Source organism: Boseongicola sp., assembly GCA_014075275.1.
Lineage (GTDB): Bacteria > Pseudomonadota > Alphaproteobacteria > Rhodobacterales > Rhodobacteraceae.
This window is the reverse complement of the sequence record CP046179.1, coordinates 427,717-445,752: the sequence shown is the minus strand read 5'-3', so window position 1 is coordinate 445,752 and position 18,036 is coordinate 427,717. Positions and strand designations below refer to the sequence as shown.

General features: G+C 53.3%; 16 protein-coding genes. 5 read left to right on the top strand and 11 right to left on the bottom strand.

Annotated features, from left to right (window positions below):
• Positions 1-28: 28 nt before the first annotated feature.
• Genes GKR98_02300 through GKR98_02285 form a run of 4 tightly spaced genes read left to right on the top strand, consistent with a single transcriptional unit; the run spans position 29 to position 5,047 of the window.
• A complete protein-coding gene (locus GKR98_02300; GenBank protein ID QMU57137.1) occupies positions 29-1,279 on the top strand; it encodes a sarcosine oxidase subunit beta family protein in 1,251 nt (416 codons plus the stop codon).
• Positions 1,280-1,291: 12 nt separating this feature from the next.
• Positions 1,292-1,579, top strand: coding sequence for a sarcosine oxidase subunit delta (locus tag GKR98_02295; GenBank protein QMU57136.1), 288 nt, complete (start codon positions 1,292-1,294; stop codon positions 1,577-1,579).
• Complete coding sequence (locus GKR98_02290) at positions 1,576-4,479, top strand: sarcosine oxidase subunit alpha family protein (protein ID QMU57135.1); 2,904 nt, start codon at positions 1,576-1,578, stop codon at positions 4,477-4,479. The genes GKR98_02295 and GKR98_02290 overlap by 4 nt, the downstream gene beginning before the upstream one ends.
• Positions 4,445-5,047, top strand: a complete 603-nt coding sequence (locus GKR98_02285) for a hypothetical protein (GenBank protein ID QMU57134.1) — start codon at positions 4,445-4,447, stop codon at positions 5,045-5,047. Before GKR98_02290 ends, GKR98_02285 begins: the two co-directional genes overlap by 35 nt.
• Positions 5,048-5,055: 8 nt before the next feature.
• Here the strand turns inward: GKR98_02285 and GKR98_02280 are convergent, their stop codons facing one another.
• The 10 genes from GKR98_02280 to GKR98_02235 form a co-directional block, all read right to left on the bottom strand.
• Positions 5,056-6,093 (bottom strand): diguanylate cyclase, encoded by a 1,038-nt coding sequence (locus tag GKR98_02280; protein QMU57133.1) that lies wholly within the window; start codon positions 6,091-6,093, stop codon positions 5,056-5,058.
• The gene (locus GKR98_02275; GenBank protein ID QMU57132.1) at positions 6,090-6,680 is read right to left on the bottom strand and encodes a heme NO-binding protein; all 591 of its coding nucleotides are present in this window, start codon (positions 6,678-6,680) and stop codon (positions 6,090-6,092) included. Before GKR98_02275 ends, GKR98_02280 begins: the two co-directional genes overlap by 4 nt.
• 76 nt (positions 6,681-6,756) lie before the next feature.
• Entirely contained in the window at positions 6,757-8,310 is a 1,554-nt protein-coding gene (locus GKR98_02270; GenBank protein QMU57131.1) for a methyltransferase, read from the bottom strand.
• Positions 8,311-8,409: 99 nt separating this feature from the next.
• The gene (locus GKR98_02265) at positions 8,410-9,093 is read right to left on the bottom strand and encodes an HAD-IA family hydrolase (protein ID QMU57130.1); all 684 of its coding nucleotides are present in this window, start codon (positions 9,091-9,093) and stop codon (positions 8,410-8,412) included.
• A 93-nt stretch (positions 9,094-9,186) separates the two neighbouring features.
• Positions 9,187-9,972, bottom strand: a complete 786-nt coding sequence (gene caiD, locus GKR98_02260) for a crotonobetainyl-CoA hydratase (GenBank protein ID QMU57129.1) — start codon at positions 9,970-9,972, stop codon at positions 9,187-9,189.
• The gene (locus tag GKR98_02255) at positions 9,969-11,960 is read right to left on the bottom strand and encodes a CoA-binding protein (GenBank protein QMU57128.1); all 1,992 of its coding nucleotides are present in this window, start codon (positions 11,958-11,960) and stop codon (positions 9,969-9,971) included. Before GKR98_02255 ends, caiD begins: the two co-directional genes overlap by 4 nt.
• 39 nt (positions 11,961-11,999) lie before the next feature.
• A complete protein-coding gene (locus GKR98_02250) occupies positions 12,000-13,172 on the bottom strand; it encodes an acyl-CoA dehydrogenase (GenBank protein QMU57127.1) in 1,173 nt (390 codons plus the stop codon).
• Between the two features lie 16 nt (positions 13,173-13,188).
• Positions 13,189-14,595 carry a carnitine 3-dehydrogenase gene (locus GKR98_02245; GenBank protein ID QMU57126.1) on the bottom strand — a complete coding sequence of 469 codons (1,407 nt, stop codon included), beginning with the start codon at positions 14,593-14,595 and terminating at the stop codon, positions 13,189-13,191.
• Between the two features lie 15 nt (positions 14,596-14,610).
• Complete coding sequence (locus GKR98_02240; GenBank protein QMU57125.1) at positions 14,611-15,237, bottom strand: GDSL family lipase; 627 nt, start codon at positions 15,235-15,237, stop codon at positions 14,611-14,613.
• Entirely contained in the window at positions 15,237-16,148 is a 912-nt protein-coding gene (locus GKR98_02235; GenBank protein QMU57124.1) for a 3-keto-5-aminohexanoate cleavage protein, read from the bottom strand. The genes GKR98_02240 and GKR98_02235 overlap by 1 nt, the downstream gene beginning before the upstream one ends.
• Positions 16,149-16,222: 74 nt before the next feature.
• Here GKR98_02235 and GKR98_02230 point away from each other — a divergent pair, with 74 nt between their 5' ends.
• Positions 16,223-17,167 (top strand): helix-turn-helix domain-containing protein, encoded by a 945-nt coding sequence (locus tag GKR98_02230; GenBank protein QMU57123.1) that lies wholly within the window; start codon positions 16,223-16,225, stop codon positions 17,165-17,167.
• Between the two features lie 34 nt (positions 17,168-17,201).
• Here the strand turns inward: GKR98_02230 and GKR98_02225 are convergent, their stop codons facing one another.
• The gene (locus GKR98_02225) at positions 17,202-18,029 is read right to left on the bottom strand and encodes a DUF541 domain-containing protein (GenBank protein QMU57122.1); all 828 of its coding nucleotides are present in this window, start codon (positions 18,027-18,029) and stop codon (positions 17,202-17,204) included.
• Positions 18,030-18,036 lie beyond the last annotated feature (7 nt).

Here is an 18,036-nt window from a genome sequence, read left to right as displayed (position 1 = left end):
TGCCAGAGTTTCATCCTGAAAGCTGGCTATGCGATACTCGGCACTGAAAATCCTGAAAGAAGGTCTTACGGGGAACAAAGGGTGGAAACCTGTTTGGCGTGAACCAGATCCGAAGCCGCAGTACGACGTCATCATAGTCGGGGGCGGCGGACATGGGTTAGCAACAGCTTACTACTTGTCGAACAAGTTTGGGATCAAGAATGTTGCGGTCCTGGAGAAGGGGTGGATCGGTTCGGGCAATGTGGGGCGAAACACTACAATCGTTCGTTCGAACTATCTTTTGAAGGGCAATCAACCTTTCTACGAGATGTCGATGAAATTGTGGGAAGGTCTTGAACAGGACTTCAACTACAACGCCATGGTCAGCCAACGTGGCATTCTAAATCTTATTCACAGCGACGCGCAGCGGGACGCATTTGTTCGGCGCGGTAACTCCATGCGAATGTCAGGGGCGGACGCAGTTCTGCTTGGGCCGCATGAAATCCGGGAAAAATGTCCTTACCTAGATTTCGACAATGGCCGTTTTCCCATTCAAGGCGCATTATGGCAGCCGAGGGGCGGTACGGTCAGGCACGATGCAGTGGCTTGGGGTTATGCAAGAGGCGCGGACTCGGCTGGTGTTGATATTATCCAGAACTGCGAGGTCACCGGATTTCAAATTGAAAACGGGAAGTGCCTTGGGGTGGAAACGACAAAGGGCAATATCCTTGCAAGCAAGATTGCAGTTTGCGTTGCCGGTTCGTCGTCGCGGGTGATGGCGCACGCCAACATGCGACTTCCTATTGAAACACATGTCCTTCAAGTCTTTGTTTCTGAAGGATTAAAGCCGACAATCCCCGGCGTGATAACATTTGGCGCTGGGCATTTTTACGTCAGCCAGTCGGACAAAGGCGGTCTGGTCTTTGGTGGTGATATCGATGGGTACAATTCGTATGCGCAGCGCGGAAATTTGCCAGTCGTCGAAGACGTTTGCGAGGGCGGAATGGCCATCATGCCTATGATCGGACGTGCGCGGCTTTTGCGCATGTGGGGTGGCGTTATGGATATGTCCATGGATGGTTCTCCATTCATCGACAAGACGCACATTGAAGGGCTCTATTTCAACGGCGGGTGGTGTTATGGCGGCTTTAAAGCGACCCCTGCCAGTGGTTATTGCTACGCCCACCTATTGGCCAAGAATGAGCCGCATCAGGTCGCAAAGCATTTTCGTTTGGATAGATTCCGTCAAGGCGCGCCAATCGACGAAAAGGGCGTTGGCGCCCAACCCAATCTGCATTGAGAGAGTGATCTTGTGATAATCAACCATCCACTTCTGGGACCGCGTGATGCAGCCGAATTTGTTTACAAAGGCGATGCAAGTATGATCGAGCGCCCTAGTGTAAAAGCTGATGGCGAGGGCGATGAGATGTACGAGTATGTCTATCTTCGCAGCAACCCGGCGGGCAAACATCGCGAACTTTGGTATCACGAACAAGGCGACCGGTCTTGGTTGGTTGTGACACGGGACACTACCACTCACGAGATTTCCAATGTTGAGCTTGCACGTAAGGCAGCGCGTGCTGTTGGGCGGTCGAGATGACTCAGGCATTTCGCGTAGACGGCGGTCAGATTGACAGAACCAAAACTCATAAATTCAACTGGAATGGCAAGTGGTTAAGTGGGCACCCTGGCGACACTCTGGCTTCGGCGTTACTGGCGAATGGTCAGCGATTGGTTGGCCGCTCTTTTAAATATCATCGACCAAGGGGAATTTTTTCCGCAGGCTCGGAAGAACCCAATGCTTTGGTGCAAATTCGGCAAGGAGCGGCACAGGAGCCGAACACACGCGCAACGGTGGCCGAGCTTTTTGACGGATTACACGCGACCAGTCAAAACCATCGCGGATCTCTTGAATGGGATATCATGGCCGCAAACGATTTGCTCAGCCCGTTCTTAAGTGCCGGCTTTTACTACAAAACTTTCATGTGGCCCAAATCATTCTGGGAAAAGGTCTACGAGCCAGTCATTCGTGCCTCGGCAGGGCTTGGACGACTTTCAGTGCAGCCAGATCCAGATTGCTATGATCACGGCTTCCTGCATGCAGACCTGCTGGTTATTGGAGCCGGACCCGCTGGTCTATCCGCCGCGTTGGCAGCTGGTCGTGCGGGTGCGCGTGTTATTCTCGCTGACGAAGACTTCCGAATGGGAGGTCGGCTTAACAGTGAAACTCATCAAATTTCCGGGACTTCTGGCTCAGATTGGGCGGCGACAAAAACAATTGAACTCTCATCGATGCCAAATGTCAGGCTGATGACGAGAACCACGGTCTACGGCGCATTTGACCACGGAATTTATGGTGCGCTCGAGCGTAAGACCGATCACCTCAGTTCGTCGGGCAGCAAACCTCGGCAAGTTGCTTGGCGCATCTACACAAAACGCACAGTTCTTGCTGCTGGGTCCACTGAACGCTCCATTGCATTCGGCAACAACGACCGACCGGGCATCATGCTGTCCGGGGCGGTGCGAAGCTATGTCAATCGATTTGGGGTCGCGCCCGGCAAGAACGTCGCGATCTTCACCAACAATGATGATGGCCTGCGAACGGCCGAAGATTTGAGGGCGAAAGGGCTGAATGTTGCGCGGATCATCGATGCGCGTAAGGGTGAATTTGTTGTCGACACCCGCGGTAGAAAAGCCATTCACACGGTGTTCTTGAGCAATGGCCAAAACATTAATGTCGATTGCCTGGCTGTGGCCGGCGGTTGGTCCCCAAATGTGCATTTGACCTGCCATCAACGCGGTCGGCCGAAATGGCGTTATGACATCGCTGCATTTGCACCGGGTAGTGAATTGCCCGATGGAATGTCAGTTATCGGTGCAGCGAACGGCAATCTGACGCTGGGTGCTGCCCTGCGAGATGGTCAGACCTCTGGTCGGCAAATTGCGGAAGACCTGGGCTATTCGCCGAACACCGAAAACGCCGCCCGAGCCGACGACGAACAATCCGGGATCACACCGTTTTGGCACGTGGCCGAAAGTAAATCCCGTGCATGGGTCGATCTGCAAAACGATGTCACCACAAAAGACATCAAACAATCCCACGCTGAAGGGTTTCGAGCAGTTGAGCATCTGAAGCGGTACACGACTTTGGGAATGGCGACCGACCAGGGCAAAACTGCCAATGTTCTGGGGCTGGCCATCATGGCAGAGGCGGCAGGCAAATCTATTCCCGAGACGGGAACGACGATATTTCGCCCGCCATACTCTCCTGTGGCTATCGGGGCATTCGCCGGTCGGGCCCGTGGTAAGGAATTTCGACCTACTAGGCTGACACCAAGCCACAAATGGGCCACAGAGAACGGCGCAACTTTTGTCGAAACCGGCGCGTGGTTACGGGCTCAATGGTTCGCAAGGCCAGGGGAAAAAGGCTGGCGCGACTCGGTCGACCGTGAAGTCGAGATGACGCGCCGCTCTGTCGGTGTGTGCGATGTTAGCACTCTCGGGAAAATCGACATTCAAGGTCGGGATGCTGCGGAGTTTCTCAACCGCGTGTATGCAAATCCCTTTTTGAAACTACCAATCGGCAAAGTGCGCTATGGCCTAATGTTGCGTGAAGATGGTGTATGTTACGACGATGGCACAACGGCGCGACTGTCGGAAACGCATTTTGTCATGACGACAACCACTGCCAACGCTGTGACAGTCTTTCGGAATATGGAATTCGCGCGCCAGTGTTTGTGGCCGGATCTGGACGTGCATCTGATTTCAGTGACGGATGGATGGGCACAATTCGCGGTCGCCGGACCAAATTCACGAGCGTTGCTATCTGAAGTCGTGGACGATCTTGACTTGTCCAACGACGCCTTCCCTTTCATGGCCTGCACTGAATGCACGGTGTTCGGCGGAACGCCGGGGCGACTTTTCAGGATCTCTTTCTCCGGCGAGTTAGCCTATGAAATTGCGGTTCCCGCGCGGTATGGCGACGCTATGATCCGGGCCTTGATGAAGGTTGGTGCGGCCTATGACGCCATTCCCTACGGGACTGAAGCCTTGGGTGTCATGCGCATCGAAAAGGGACATGCGGCTGGGAACGAGTTGAACGGACAAACGACCGCAGCCATGCTGGGGTTGGGCGGAATGGTGTCGAAGAAAAAGGACTCGATAGGCTCGAATCTTGCCGGACGAATGGATCAGAATTCGGAAAACGATCTGCGCCTCGTCGGGTTTCGCCCCGTCAACCAATCAGCTGAACTAAAAGCCGGAGCGCACTTCGTTCTTCCCGGCGATCCGGCTGACACGGATCACGACAAGGGGTGGATGACATCGGTTGCGTTCTCGCCCGAGCTTGGTCACTCGATAGGGATGGGTTTTCTGCGAGACGGTCAGAATCTGATTGGCAAAACGATACGAGCATTCAGCCCCGTTCAGGACAGTGATATTCTTGTGGAAGTTTGCTCTCCACACCATGTCGATCCCGAAGGAGGTCGCCAGCGTGCCTGATATTCAACTCAAACCTGTCTCGGTTCTTGGCGGCTTTGACCGAAAGTTTGGAGCCAACCGGGTTTCAGAGATTACAAATCTGGCGTTGGTATCGGTGGCAGTCCCACAATCCAAGGAACACGAACTAGAGAATGTGCTTCAGGAAGTCTGGCAGCTGTCGTTTCCTTCGCCGGTGATGAGCGAGTTTTCCAGCGAAATACGCGCAATTCAGTCGACGCCCGACCAACTAATGTTTCTGTTCTCTCATGATATCCCGAATGCCGCAGAACACATCTCGGCAAAGTTGGGCACAAACGGTTATACCACAGACCAGACCGATGCTTGGGTTATGATTGAAGTTTCGGGCCCCGATGTATTGGCAGCGCTCGAAAGACTTTGCCCCATCGATCTTGATCAAAGTGTCTTCGCAGTTGGAGCCTATGCCCGGACAGTCATGGAGCATATGGGTGGCACTATTGTTCGGCTGGACTCCGATCGGTTCTTACTCATGTCGGCAAGTTCTTCTGCGGGATCCTTTTTGCATGCGGTAACGCAATCTTTTGATTGGGTCACAGAGGCACCGCAGTGATTTCCAGTTCAGCCCACCTGGGGAAGCTTATCAAATGAACCATGGTCCCCAATACGATCGGACAGAACCGCCTGGCGACGTCCGTTTTCCTTGGCACGGTAAAGCGCTGCATCCGCACGTTTGAGGGTTGCATCAACGGAAATGCCAAAACCGCTGGCAAATGCTATTCCGATACTTGCGGAAATCTCGCAACTGCGACCCTCAAAAGGAATCGGCCGTTCCAAGGTCTGTATGAGCGCCTCACCAAGTGCTAGCAGCTCTTCCGTTGACTTAAATTCCTCTACAAGAACTAAAAACTCGTCCCCACCGAGGCGAGCGACAACGTCCTTAACATCAAGTAATCTCTTAAATCTTTCCGCTGTTTCCACCAAGACAGCGTCTCCGGCGGCATGACCGTGTGTGTCGTTGACTTGCTTAAAATAATCCAGATCAATTGCCAGAACTGCCAAAGGTTGACCTCGATGCATTTTGTTATCGATCAACCGCTCAACGCCCCGGCGGTTCGGCAGGCCGGTCAGCGCGTCAGTGATCGAGTTTTCCTCGGCTACAGCGCGGGCCGTCTCTAGTTTTAGGTTTAGTTTTCGCGACTCCTTCATGGCGGCGGACTTGGATTCGATGAGATACAGCATCTCGACAGCAAGATCAGTTGCAGCAAAGTCGCCGATTGTAAGACTGTGTTGAGACACGGCCTCGGACACGTGAATTCCGAAGGAAAGATTAACCAAAACCTTACCGCCTTCCCCTTCCAGCTTGACAACAACGGCTCGAAACTGGGTTGCGTCGGGTTGTTTCAGTCGAAGGTGCACGGCCTGACCAGTCAACGTCCCAATGTCCTTCGAGAGAGAAATTCTACGTGGTCTGCGCACCTGAAAGGTATCGAAGAAGTCTTGGCCGACCATTGCGCCGTTGCCCATCCGGTCAAGAGTTGGACCTGTATGCAAAATGGTACCATCGCGTGCTACGATCAGGCACATCGGCATCAATTCAGCGAGCGCTTGCACATTGAATTCAAAGTTGCCGTCTGTTTGGTTTTCAACAGAACTCACGGTTCGACTCTCTGTGCGAGATCGAACTGCTTGCCTTCTGCGTATGAAAGATCGTGAATCTGTACGGAAATGAGCTCGTGGCCGTTTGAAATTCTTTCCAATTCGATAGTGGCCAGGACACCATAATCATCAGCCAAGCCTTGCAAGACGCCACCCAGCACCGGACCATGCCCGAAATCACTGGTGCAGATTTCTATTTCGACAAGACTTTTGCTGGTTTCGAGCACCTCAAGTGCAGGTAACTCTAAATCAGGCACGGCCAGGCGCGCACGTTCGGGCAAGTCTTCCAATGAAATCAAAAACTCCTCAAAAGTGTCTCCACCAAATCGAAGCAATCGCCGTAAGGCTTCTGAATTTGGATGGGCAACCAGATAAATGCCCAGATCCTCGAGAATTGTCGCCGTTGGTTTGCCGAGGACACGCACGCACGACCGCAGTACGTCGGTAGTGAGCGAGTCTTCATAGATTAGCATGGGTTCGAAAGTCTCGAAGCCAAGCTCTGCAGCGCCAACGACATCCCCCCACGCCCGAGGGCCGTAGGTATCAATTACAAAGCTCTGCAATGCTCTGTTTGCCAGGCCGTGCATCAAGCCTCCCGATATATTCCCACATCGAAATAGGCCAGGCTGCTTAACATTTTCCGAAGATTGGCACCGGAAAGGATTAGAAGTCCGTGGGTGCGCCGCCTTCAGCTTTTCGGCGTTCGACAAAATCCGCGAGTTCGTCACGAACTGCCACGTCCAGCGGCGGTTCCTCGAAATTATTCACAATGTCTTTCCACATGTGATGGGCACGCTCAGCGGTCCAAACACCTCCGGCAATATCCCAACCCTCGTAATTGCGCCAATCGCTGAGAAACGGTTGATAAAACGCTGTTTCATAACGTTCCTGAGTGTGCTGAATGCCAAAGAAATGACCATCATCGCCAACCTCTGCGATGGCATCAACTGCGATGTCCGCATCTGTCGTCGCCGTAAGCGCAGGTTCGAAATATCGGATCATCTGGTTGATGACTTCGCAATCCATCACAAACTTTTCTGGGCTGGCGATTAGGCCGCCTTCAAGCCAACCAGCGGCGTGATACACCATGTTTGTCCCAGATTGGATGGCCGCCCATAGGGACGCGGTGGTTTCCCACATGGCCTGACCGTCCGGAACATTTGCAGCACAGGAACCGGACGACCGCATTGGTAGCCCGTAATATCGCGCCATTTGCCCTGTCATCTGCGTGGCGCGAATATACTCCGGCGTGCCGAATGCGGGCGCGCCAGATTTCATGTCCACGTTGGAAGTGAATGTCCCCAATACGCAAGGACAACCGGGCGAGACCCATTGAAACAAGGCAATAGCTGATAGCGCTTCCGCAATTGACTGTGCTACGGCACCGGACATCGTAACGGGTGCCATCGCACCGGCCAATGTGAATGGCGTCACAAACACGGCCTGCCCACGGCGCACAAGCCGAAGGCAACCATCGATCATCGGTTCATCATGCTTTAACGGCGACGTAGAATTAATATTGGTGTACATGCGCGGCGTTGCCTGGAATTCTTCCTCGCTGAGTTGCCCACCAATCTTCACCATCTCTATGACGTCTTCGACACGCTCGCGGCCAAGCGAATAAGCATGCATGACCTTATCGGTAAGTGTCAGCTTGTCGTAAAGCATATCCAGATGACGGACACTGGCGTGGACGTCCACCGGCTCGACCGGATAACCACCAGCAAAATGTATGCAGTTGAAATACTGCGTCAGCTTTAGCAGATTGCGTGACTGCTCTCGTGTTCCCGACAACTTGCCAGTCGTTATATCCATGTAGTTCGGCGGCGAAGACACATTTCCAAACAGGATATGCTTGCCACCTACAGTTATTTGTTTGTCCAAATTTCTCGGTGTCAAAGTAAATTCAGACGGCGCCTGAGCCACCATTTCGGTTACGAATTCTCGATCAAGCCGGACATTCGTGCCATCAATTTTTGCGCCGATCTGGCGAAACAAATCCAGCGCTTCTTCGTTCAAAAACTCGATGCCGATTTCTTCGAGAATGCGCATTGCGCCGTTGTGAATCGCCTCCACACCCACAGGAGTCAGAGGTTCGGTCGGCCGGTCGTTATTGACAGGAACGCTCCACGGCAACTGTTGAATAGTTTCAGTCGATGTTCGGCGCGTATTGCCTGCTCGTCCACCAGAACGTTTTCGCCGTGCATTCGCCGCCATGATCAACTCCTATAATTTGTCTTGGAGTCATGGCTTAATTCCGAACAAACTGCGCTACATTGGCGACATAATTTGTCGTTTTTCGATCATTGGCTTAAACTACTGCGCATCCAGCCATTTCTGCAGATGTCCAATGTTTGGCAAGATTGCATCAGCCAGATCAGTCAAGTCTTCCGTTTTAGCCACCCCTGTCAAAACTGCTACACTTTTCATCCCGGCCTTTCTTGCCGCTGACAAATCATGCCGGCTGTCGCCGACCATGACCGTTTTTTCAGGCGCAATTCCAACTTCGTCACAAAACGCGAATAGTTGCCCGGGCTCAGGTTTCGCCCCAAATCCGCTGTCGTAACCTGCGATGAACTTGAAGTGGTGAGCAATTCCGGCTGACGACAGATGAATAAGTGCCGGTTCCTCGGAGTCGTTCGTAACGACACCGAGAACATACTCGTGGGCCAATTGCGCCAGCACATCCGACAGACCGTCTACCGGGACCTGCACCGTTTCACAGGCGATCTGATCCAGCTTTCCCACAATATTTTCGTCATCAATGTGAGGCTTCAATGCCTCTTCGATATCCTCAACTGTTCCAGCAATGACTGGGCTGTCCGGAAGAAACACACCCTTTTTAAGGTCAAATCCAATGGCGTCCGAAACTAACTTGGCACGTCCATTATTCCCACGCCCCAGTGCAGCAACGGCAGACCTAGCCCAAACACTCCAGGTCGCATTGAAGTCAAACAAAGTTCCATCTTTGTCAAAGATGATGGCTTCAAAACGGGGCATTCCGCTCACCTCCAAGGGCACCTTATGATGGCATCATCGGTCTTGGGCAGCATTGCAGTCCAAGACTTTATCCACTTGTCGAGTTGAATAAAGTCAGCGCCCCTTCCAAATCGGATCGCGTTTTTCGGTAAAGGCAACTGCGCCTTCTAACTGATCTTCAGAACCGTAAAGGCTGTCGACTGTGCTAAGTTGACGTTTAGTTATCCGGTTCAACGCATCCTGAAATTTCGAATCCTCGGCATCACGAACCACTTCCTTTATGGCGGCCATGACAAGTGGCGGGCCGGATGCAATAACATGAGCCAATTCTCTGGCCGAAGTGAGCAACTCATCGTTTTTGACGACTTGCCGCAATAACCCCCAACGCAGCGCTTCTTCTGCATCCATCCATCGTCCGGTTAACAGCAAGTCCATCGCGACATGATAAGGGATGCGCTTCGGCAGCTTGATTGATGCTGCATCAGCGACGGTTCCGGAACGAATTTCCGGAAGGGCGAACGTTGCAGTATCCGACGCCACAATCAGGTCGCATGACAATGCAATCTCAAAGCCACCCCCACAACAAATGCCATTCACCGCGCAGATGACGGGCTTGTTCAAATGGGGCAATTCTTGCAAGCCCCCAAATCCGCCAACGCCATAGTCATCGTCCACGGCGTCGCCACCGGCCGCTGCTTTTAAATCCCAGCCCGCGCTGAAGAACTTGTCGCCCTCTGCCCGCAAAATTGCGACGCGAAGTTCAGGATCATCGCGGAAATCACGAAAAACTTCTCCCATAATACGGCTCGTTGCAAGATTGATCGCATTGGCCTTCGGTCGGTCCAGTGTGACTTCAAGAACAGCGCCGTCGCGGCGAGTTCGAATTGAGTCTGTGCTCATCCAGTTTCCTTTCGGATCAGTGCGTCCGCGGCAATTGCCCCGGACTCGCGGGCCATTAGAGGGTTAATTTCGACGTCAATTATATCGGGCTCGTTTTCGAGTAAGGCTTGTAACTTCATCGCTATATCGGCAATCGCGCCGACATCCGCTTTCACGCGCCCGCGATGTCCATTCAAGGTCGGCCAAAGTTTAAGTCTTGTAAGCGCCTCTTGAATTTCGGGTTCAGTCACGGGTGCAATCAAAGTTACTGAATCCCCCAATAATTCTGTAGCTACACCGCCGATGCCCAGAGTTAAGGATGCGCCATAGACAGGATCGCGGGAGACGCCAATCAAAACCTCGCCGACAACATCCGTGATCATCTCTTCCAATAGATACCCATTGGCGCCATGCATCAAAGGCTCCTCTTCGAGCGAAGAAACATTCAATCGGACCGCCCCGGCTTCGGTTTTATGAGCAAACCCAAGTCCTTTCAGGGCAAATGGAGGTGTCAGTTCTTCTGCGGAAAGTTCGGCAATGGTCGCCGCTGTGGCTGATTTCGGCGTAGCGACTTCTAATGTTTTTAGGAGCTCTTTTGCGTTTGCTTCATCCAATAGAAATGTTGCACCGTGCGGCCTTACAGACCAAGGCTTCCAGCCCGAAACAACATGCCTTCTGCGAGCTGCACTGATTGCTACGAGTGCGTCGGCTAAACCAAGTAACGGCACGATTCCGCGATCCATGAGGCGCATTGCCAACGTTTGGTCGATCGTGTCTGGCAATGTCGAAACGGCGAATGCTGGCTTGCCAGTCTTCAGAACTGCATACGCCATCGCATCAAAAGCTGGCTCATAACTTGATGTGTCGCAAGTATCCGCGCGCGGCGGGTCAATGATATACAATGCAGCTTCATATCCGTCCAAAGCCGCCTTGAACACATCCTTCATGCGTTCAGCATCGCCCCAAATAAATGTATGATAATCAAAAGGATTAGTGATCGCGACAAGGGGGCCAAGGACTTCAGATAGCTTTCTTGATTGCTCGTCGGGAACTGGTGGAAATTTCAATTCTGTGTTGTGGGCAGCATCGGCAACAAACCCGGCCTCTCCTCCGGAACAGGAAACTGAAATGAACGTGCTGGCATCCAGTGGGCCATTCACATGTAGTATCTTGAGAGTTTCAATTAATTGCGGAACCGAGTGCACTTCACTGGCTCCAATTTGCTTCAGATACGCCGAAGAAGTTTTGCCACCACCCGCAAGCGACGCAGTGTGAGTCATGGCTGCGGCCTGACCTTTTTCGGTTTGCCCTGCCTTGAAGACCACGACGCCCTTACCAAGCGCGTGCGCTTTGGCGACTACGTTGGCAAATGATATCGCGTCACCGACACCCTCCATATAGATCCCTAAAGCGGTCACCCTTGGATCGCTCAGAAAAGCGTCTGCCATGTCTGAAAGACCAGTTTGTGCCGCATTCCCTATGCAAGCCAAGTAGGCAACCGGTAGCCCGCGACGCTGCATGGACAGCGTGATGCCGATGTTCGAGGATTGGCTGAGTATCGCCACACCCTCTTCGACCTTTTCGCATCCCTGCTGGTCCGGCCAGATTATCGCGCCATCCAAACAGTTGATAACCCCATAACAATTAGGACCCAGAACAGGCATATCACCCGCCCGACGCAGGAACTCATGCTGTAGCTCGTCGTCACCCGCCTCGGCAAATCCCGCGGCGAAACTCACAGCGCCACCACAACCAACGCGTCGCAGATCATCAAGGATATCAAGTGTGGCGTGCCTGTTTACTCCAATAAATGCGGCATCAGGCGGCGCTGGCAGGTCTTCAACAGAGCGAAAGCAGGACTTCCCGCCAATTTGATCTCGTGTTGGATGAACCGGCCAGATATCCCCGGCATAGCCGATCTTTTGACACTGGCGGATCACATTCTCGGCCCAGGCAGCGCCGAATACAACGATTGTCTTGGGATGCAACAGTCGCGACAGGTCTTTCATTTCAACTGACCTCCAGCTCCATCCGGCCTAGTAGGATAACTAGCCCTTTTCATCAGGCCCCATAGGTCTCAACAATTCTCGACCGATGATATGGCGTTGAATTTCGCTGGTGCCATCCCAAATCCGCTCAACCCGGGCGTCTCGCCAGAACCGCTCAATCGGAAGGTCGTCCATCAAACCCATACCGCCAAATATCTGTAGGGTTGCATCGGTGACTCGTGCCAACATTTCGGTCGCGTAAAGCTTGGCCGATGCGATTTCTCGGCTTGCTGGCAGCTTGTGATCCAGGCGTTCGGCTGCCGAAAGTGTCAACAGATCTGCGGCGTCCATTTCCGTGATCATATCGGCAAGCTGAAAACTAACACCTTGAAACTTCCCGATTGGCTGGCCGAACTGTTCACGTTCGGCCGCGTAGGCCAAGCCCATGTCGAAACATCGACGTGCGCGTCCCACTGACATAGCCGCAACCGAAATCCGGGTGGCATACAGCCACTCATTCATGACTTTAAATCCGCCATCAACTTCGCCCAGAACTTGGGACTGTGGCAAACGACAGTCATCGAATTCCAGAATCATATTTTTGTAACCACGGTGACTGACCGAGGCATAACCATCCCTAATTACAAAACCTGGCGTTCCGCGATCCACCAGAAAAGTGGTGATGCGTTTCTTGGTGCCTTTGGGTGTCTGATCTTCACCTGTCGCCACAAACACAATTACGAAGTCCGCGTGTTCGGCGCCGGAAATGAAATGTTTGGTGCCGTTCAGTATCCAGTCTGCACCTTCTCGTCGCGCGCTTGTTGTCATTCCTCGGACGTCTGAACCCGCCCCAGGCTCTGTCATCGCAAGAGCATCCATCTTTTCGCCACGCACAGCCGGCAGTAGATATCTTTCGCGTTGATCACCTTCGCACGCCAAAAGGATATTTTGCGGGCGACCAAAGAAATGCGTCAACGCCATCGATCCGCGCCCAAGTTCTCGCTCGACCAGGGCGAATTCCAGATGAGACAGCCCCGCACCCCCAACTTCTTCTGGGAAATTGCAGGCATAAAAGCCCAGATCTATCGTTTTCTGGCGAATTCTCTCGGCCACATTGGCTGGCACAGTTCCGGTTTTTTCAACTTCAACTTCATGAGGGTAAATCTCATTCTCGACAAAACTGCGGACAGTGTCTGCAATCATCGATTGCTCGTCGGTCAACCCGAATTGCATCAATTGTGCCCTTTCATCACTTCGCCCCACCGTAACGAGCTACAAACTCTGCAAGTTTCACTTGAATTTCGGGCTGCGGGTCGCAGGTCCTGCGGGTATTCAAGCTGACATGCAGCAACAACTGATCACAGGTCGCCAATACCTCCCCATCGTCATGCCGTGTCATCTGATGTGACAAGCGCAGCTTCTTGCCCTGCCCCTCTTTGATTAACGTCTCGACCCCGATCATTTCGCCGGCGTGGGTTTCCAAGAGATATTTAACAGTCGTTTCAACTGTAAAATAGCTGAACCCAGACGCAATATAGTCTGCGTCGGCACCAATCTGAGCCATCGTCTCGTCTGCGGCGTCTGAAAAAACCTGTCCGTAGCGGCTTTCATTCATGTGGCCATTGTAGTCGGTCCAATCGATCGGAATGACCCGATGCACAGTGGTCAACGATCGTTCTTTGCTCGCCGGTTTCGGAAGCGAAACTTCATGCTCGGCAATCAGTTTGCCAGCAGCGCTGCCCCTTAATTTCAAAGCCCGCATCATCGCGACCAAGTTGGAGTCCCGCAGTCGCTCCAACTCTCGGATGGTCATGTGGCCGGATTGGCTGTCCGATTGCTCGCTAATTGCCTCAATCAAGGCCTCACTAAGCTCTGGAACGTCCATTAGCTTGGTCCAGGGCCATTTTAGGGCCGGGCCGAATTGAGCTATGAAATGCGCCATCCCGCCTTCACCACCCGCAATCCGATACGTTTCAAACAGCCCCATTTGCGCCCAGCGCAAACCAAACCCAAAGCGGATAGCATCATCGATTTCTTCGGTCGTCGCGATGCCATCGTTGATCAACCAAAGCGCCTCTCGCCAAACCGCCTCCAACAGCCGATCCGCCACATGTCCATCGATTTCTTTTTTTATTTCGATTGGGTGCATCCCAATTGAGCCTAAAATCTCGGTAGTTGCGGCGACATGGTCGTGCGATGCCTCTGAACCCGAAACCACTTCGACAACTGGCAATAGGTATACTGGATTGAACGGATGAGCGACGACCAGTCGCCCCCCAAAGCTCATGCCCGCGCGCAATTCGGACGGCTTGAAGCCACTGGTTGAAGAACCGATTGGTGCGGTAGAATTTGCGGCTTCAATCTGAGCGTAGATTCCGCGTTTCAAATCAAGGCGCTCGGGGACGCTCTCTTGAACAAAAGCAGCCTCATCAACGGCATCTTCAAGCGAGTCGGCAAAGTGCAACTTACCTTCTGCGGGCAAAGTGCGATCATACAGCATCGGCAATGCCCAGCGCGCCTGATCCAGAACTTCACCAACTTTTCTTTGCGCCTGCGGATCGGGGTCGAACACCGAAACATTCCAGCCGTTTAGCAAGAACCGCGCAGCCCAGCCCCCGCCAATAACACCACCGCCGATTATGGCCGCCTTAGGCATCTACGAAATCCTCTCTCACGCAAACATCTCCTGCACCTTTTTGGCAACGACACCGCCTAGAACACTATGACTCTCTAATCCCCAGTGAACGCCGTCGGTCTCGTGAACTTCGATGTGATCACCGGCATCCAAAAACGCGGCACCGTGAACCGTCGAAAACCGCTCCATCTGTTTTGGCAATCCCTGCGAGCGGCGCTCAGCACCCGAGAAAATTTCGGCCAGATCACCCAATTCCCGCACCGGCGGCGGGCAGACAACCAGAGTTTTGTCCACGACGTTCAGCGCGGCCGAATCTTGCAACAACCGGGCCACCCCAAGAGCGATTTCCTGCGTGCCCATTCCGTAGCGTTGCTGTGTGTCGTTGGTTCCCAGGCAGATTATGAGCAGGTCTATGGGCGCGTGCGTTAGAAGCGTCGGTTTCAATAGATGCCGCCCGTTCAGATACCAGCCTTCGATGGGGTCATCCAATGCGGTCGTCCGCCCCGGCAAGCCTTCGACAACAACATCCCAGTCGCCGCCCAATTCTTCGGCCATCACGCCCGCCCAGCGCTGGCTTTTTGAGAATGAAGGCTGATCCAACAAAGTTTCCATCGGGCCAGTGCCAAATGTATTGCTGTCGCCATAGCACAGTATGCGTCGCATCAGACCGGACTCTGCTTGGTAAGCCCCAATTTGGTTCGCACTTCGGCCGGTCCTATCACTCTTGAACCCGGTCCTTCGATTATACCAACAGCGCGCGAAACAAGCTGCGCGTTTGTCGCCAATTGGCCCTTGCCCAGCCAAAGATTGTCTTCCAATCCAACCCTGACGTTGCCTCCGGCAAGAACTGCAGCAGCGACATAGGCCATCTGATTTCGACCAAGCGCGAAGGCAGAAAATGTCCAATCCTTTGGAACATTGTTCACCATAGCCATAAATGTGTTCAGGTCGTCAGGCGCACCCCAAGGCACACCCATGCACAATTGAACCAAAGCCGGACTTTCAAGCACGCCATCTGCGACAAGCTGTTTGGCGAACCAAAGATGACCGGTATCAAACGCCTCGATCTCGGGCTTAACACCCATTTCGGTCATCAAGGACCCCATTGCATTCAGCATACCGGGCGTATTGGTCATGACGTAATCAGCTTCGGAAAAATTCATTGTACCGCAATCCAGCGTACAGATCTCGGGCCGACATTCGGCCACATGTGCAACGCGCTCAACTGCTCCGGCCATATCGGTTCCATTGGCATTCAAGGGAAGTGGCGCATCGGTCGGACCGAACACCATGTCACCCCCCATGCCAGCAGTCAGGTTCAGGACCATGTCAACTTCGGCATCACGAATGCGTTCGGTTACCTCGCGATAAAGGCCTAGGTCTCTGGATGGCACGCCCGTTTCCGGGTCCCGGACATGGCAGTGAACGACGGCCGCTCCGGCTTTCGCGGCTTCAATTGCACTGTCTGCAATCTCTTTGGGGCTTCGTGGCACATGGGGGCTGCGATCCTGCGTGCTGCCCGATCCGGTCACCGCACAGGTAATGAATACATCTTTGTTCATTTCCAGAGGCATCTTGAACTCCCTGCTTTTCTTGGAATCACAATAGACAGGTTGACGAATGCAATTGTGCACGTTTAGTCAAAACTATGCGTGAATGGATAATTCCATCTTCTGAGTCCGCCAGTATGACGTTTGTGCTGTTTGATCGGTTTTCTTCCCACGTGTTCGCCAATGCTTTAGAGCCACTGCGTGCAGCGAACACGTTTCTGGGCTGGCGCGCGTATGAATGGCAGGCGGTCACGTTGGACGGACGCGTGGTCAAAAGCTCGTCCGAAATAACCATCGTGCCGGATGGCCCGCTGACGGCAACTGCCAAAGGCGATGCGCTGATCTTATTGCCCAGCTACGGATACCGAGAAATCGCCACCGATACACTGTCACGGCAACTGCGTTCGGCCGGAAATCGTTTCAACACAATGATAGGTATCGACGGAGGTGCCTGGCTGATGGCAACGGCGGGTTTGCTGGAAAACAGGCGCGCTACCATCCATTACGACAATTTCGAAGAGTTCGAAGAGGCTTTTCCGAACGTTCACGCGCAGCGCGAACGCTGGATTGACGATGGTGATCGATTGACGGCCAGTGGCGCCATCACCGCCTTTGAAATGATGATGCACCTTATTGCGCGACGTCATGGTACGGCACTTACTCTGCAAATTGCAGCACTGTTTGCGGTTCCGGACGCGACTTCCCCCGGGCCGATGGAGCCGCCCGAAGGCGACAAACGCATTCGGCGCGCACTGGCAGCCATGGAAGCTAACATCGAAAACCCGTTGTCTGCCGCGCAACTTGCGCGCCATGCAGGTTGCCGCCAAAAAGATCTGGAACAGAGATTCAATCGATCTTTCGGCGCTCCACCCCGCAAAGTTTACCAAAGACTACGCCTGAATGCGGCTCGGCGCTTCTGCGAAGATCTGTCGATATCCCTGTCAGAGATTGCCACACGTACAGGTTACGAAAACGCATCCAGTTTTGCGCGGGCATTCAAAGAAACATTTGGTGAAACACCAAGCCAAGCACGCAAAAGATAGTTGGCTAACCTCCGCACCTTAGATCGACCCGTCGTTAGTTGTCTGCAATTGCAATTGTCATGGTTATTGTCACCCGAACATCGACTTCGCCCTCGGCGATTGGAACAGAACTGGATTCCATCATTGCACTGCGCATCATCGGCGTCGGAGCGGCGATAGTGCTTGCCTCGTGAATGCTCAAGACGGGACCCAAGGAAACACCCGCCGCATCAGCCAAAACCGCGGCCTTACTCATTGCATTCTGAACAGCATCCCTTCGAGCAAGCGTTTCAATCGCTGCTGAATCGGAAATCCCAAACGACAATCCGTTCATAGAATTCGCCCCATCGCCGACAACTGCATCCATGATGGCCCCAAGCTGGTCAAGCTGGCGGACCCGAACCCGTACGTCGTTGCTGGCAACATACCCACTGATCTTTGGCGGTCTGCCATCGTTTGTTCGCTGAAATCTGGGCGACAAACCAACACTAGCGGTCTGGACATCGCGGCTTTCAATCCCGCGTTCTTCAAGCTGCTTCAAAACCAAAGCCATTGCCTCTGACATCAGTTCCAGAGCCTGGCCAGCACTTCGAGCTTCGCGCATTACACCAAGACGAATACTCGCCATATCCGGTGAATCACTGGCGATGCCTTCGCCAGAAACAATGATTTCCCGTGTTTGGTCAGCGGCTTCTGCCATCGCACCAAGGGATAACAAGCAAACAGTCACCAAACTTACTAAACGCATACTCAAACTCCCAAATTGACGCCCAAATAGTCGACGTCCTGGCCGCGCGACGCAACCCCAACTCACGTCGGATAGGCAATAATTTGCAAAGCGTAAATTTGCTGCAAGCCACGCGTGACGCGGGACTCGACCCATGATATTC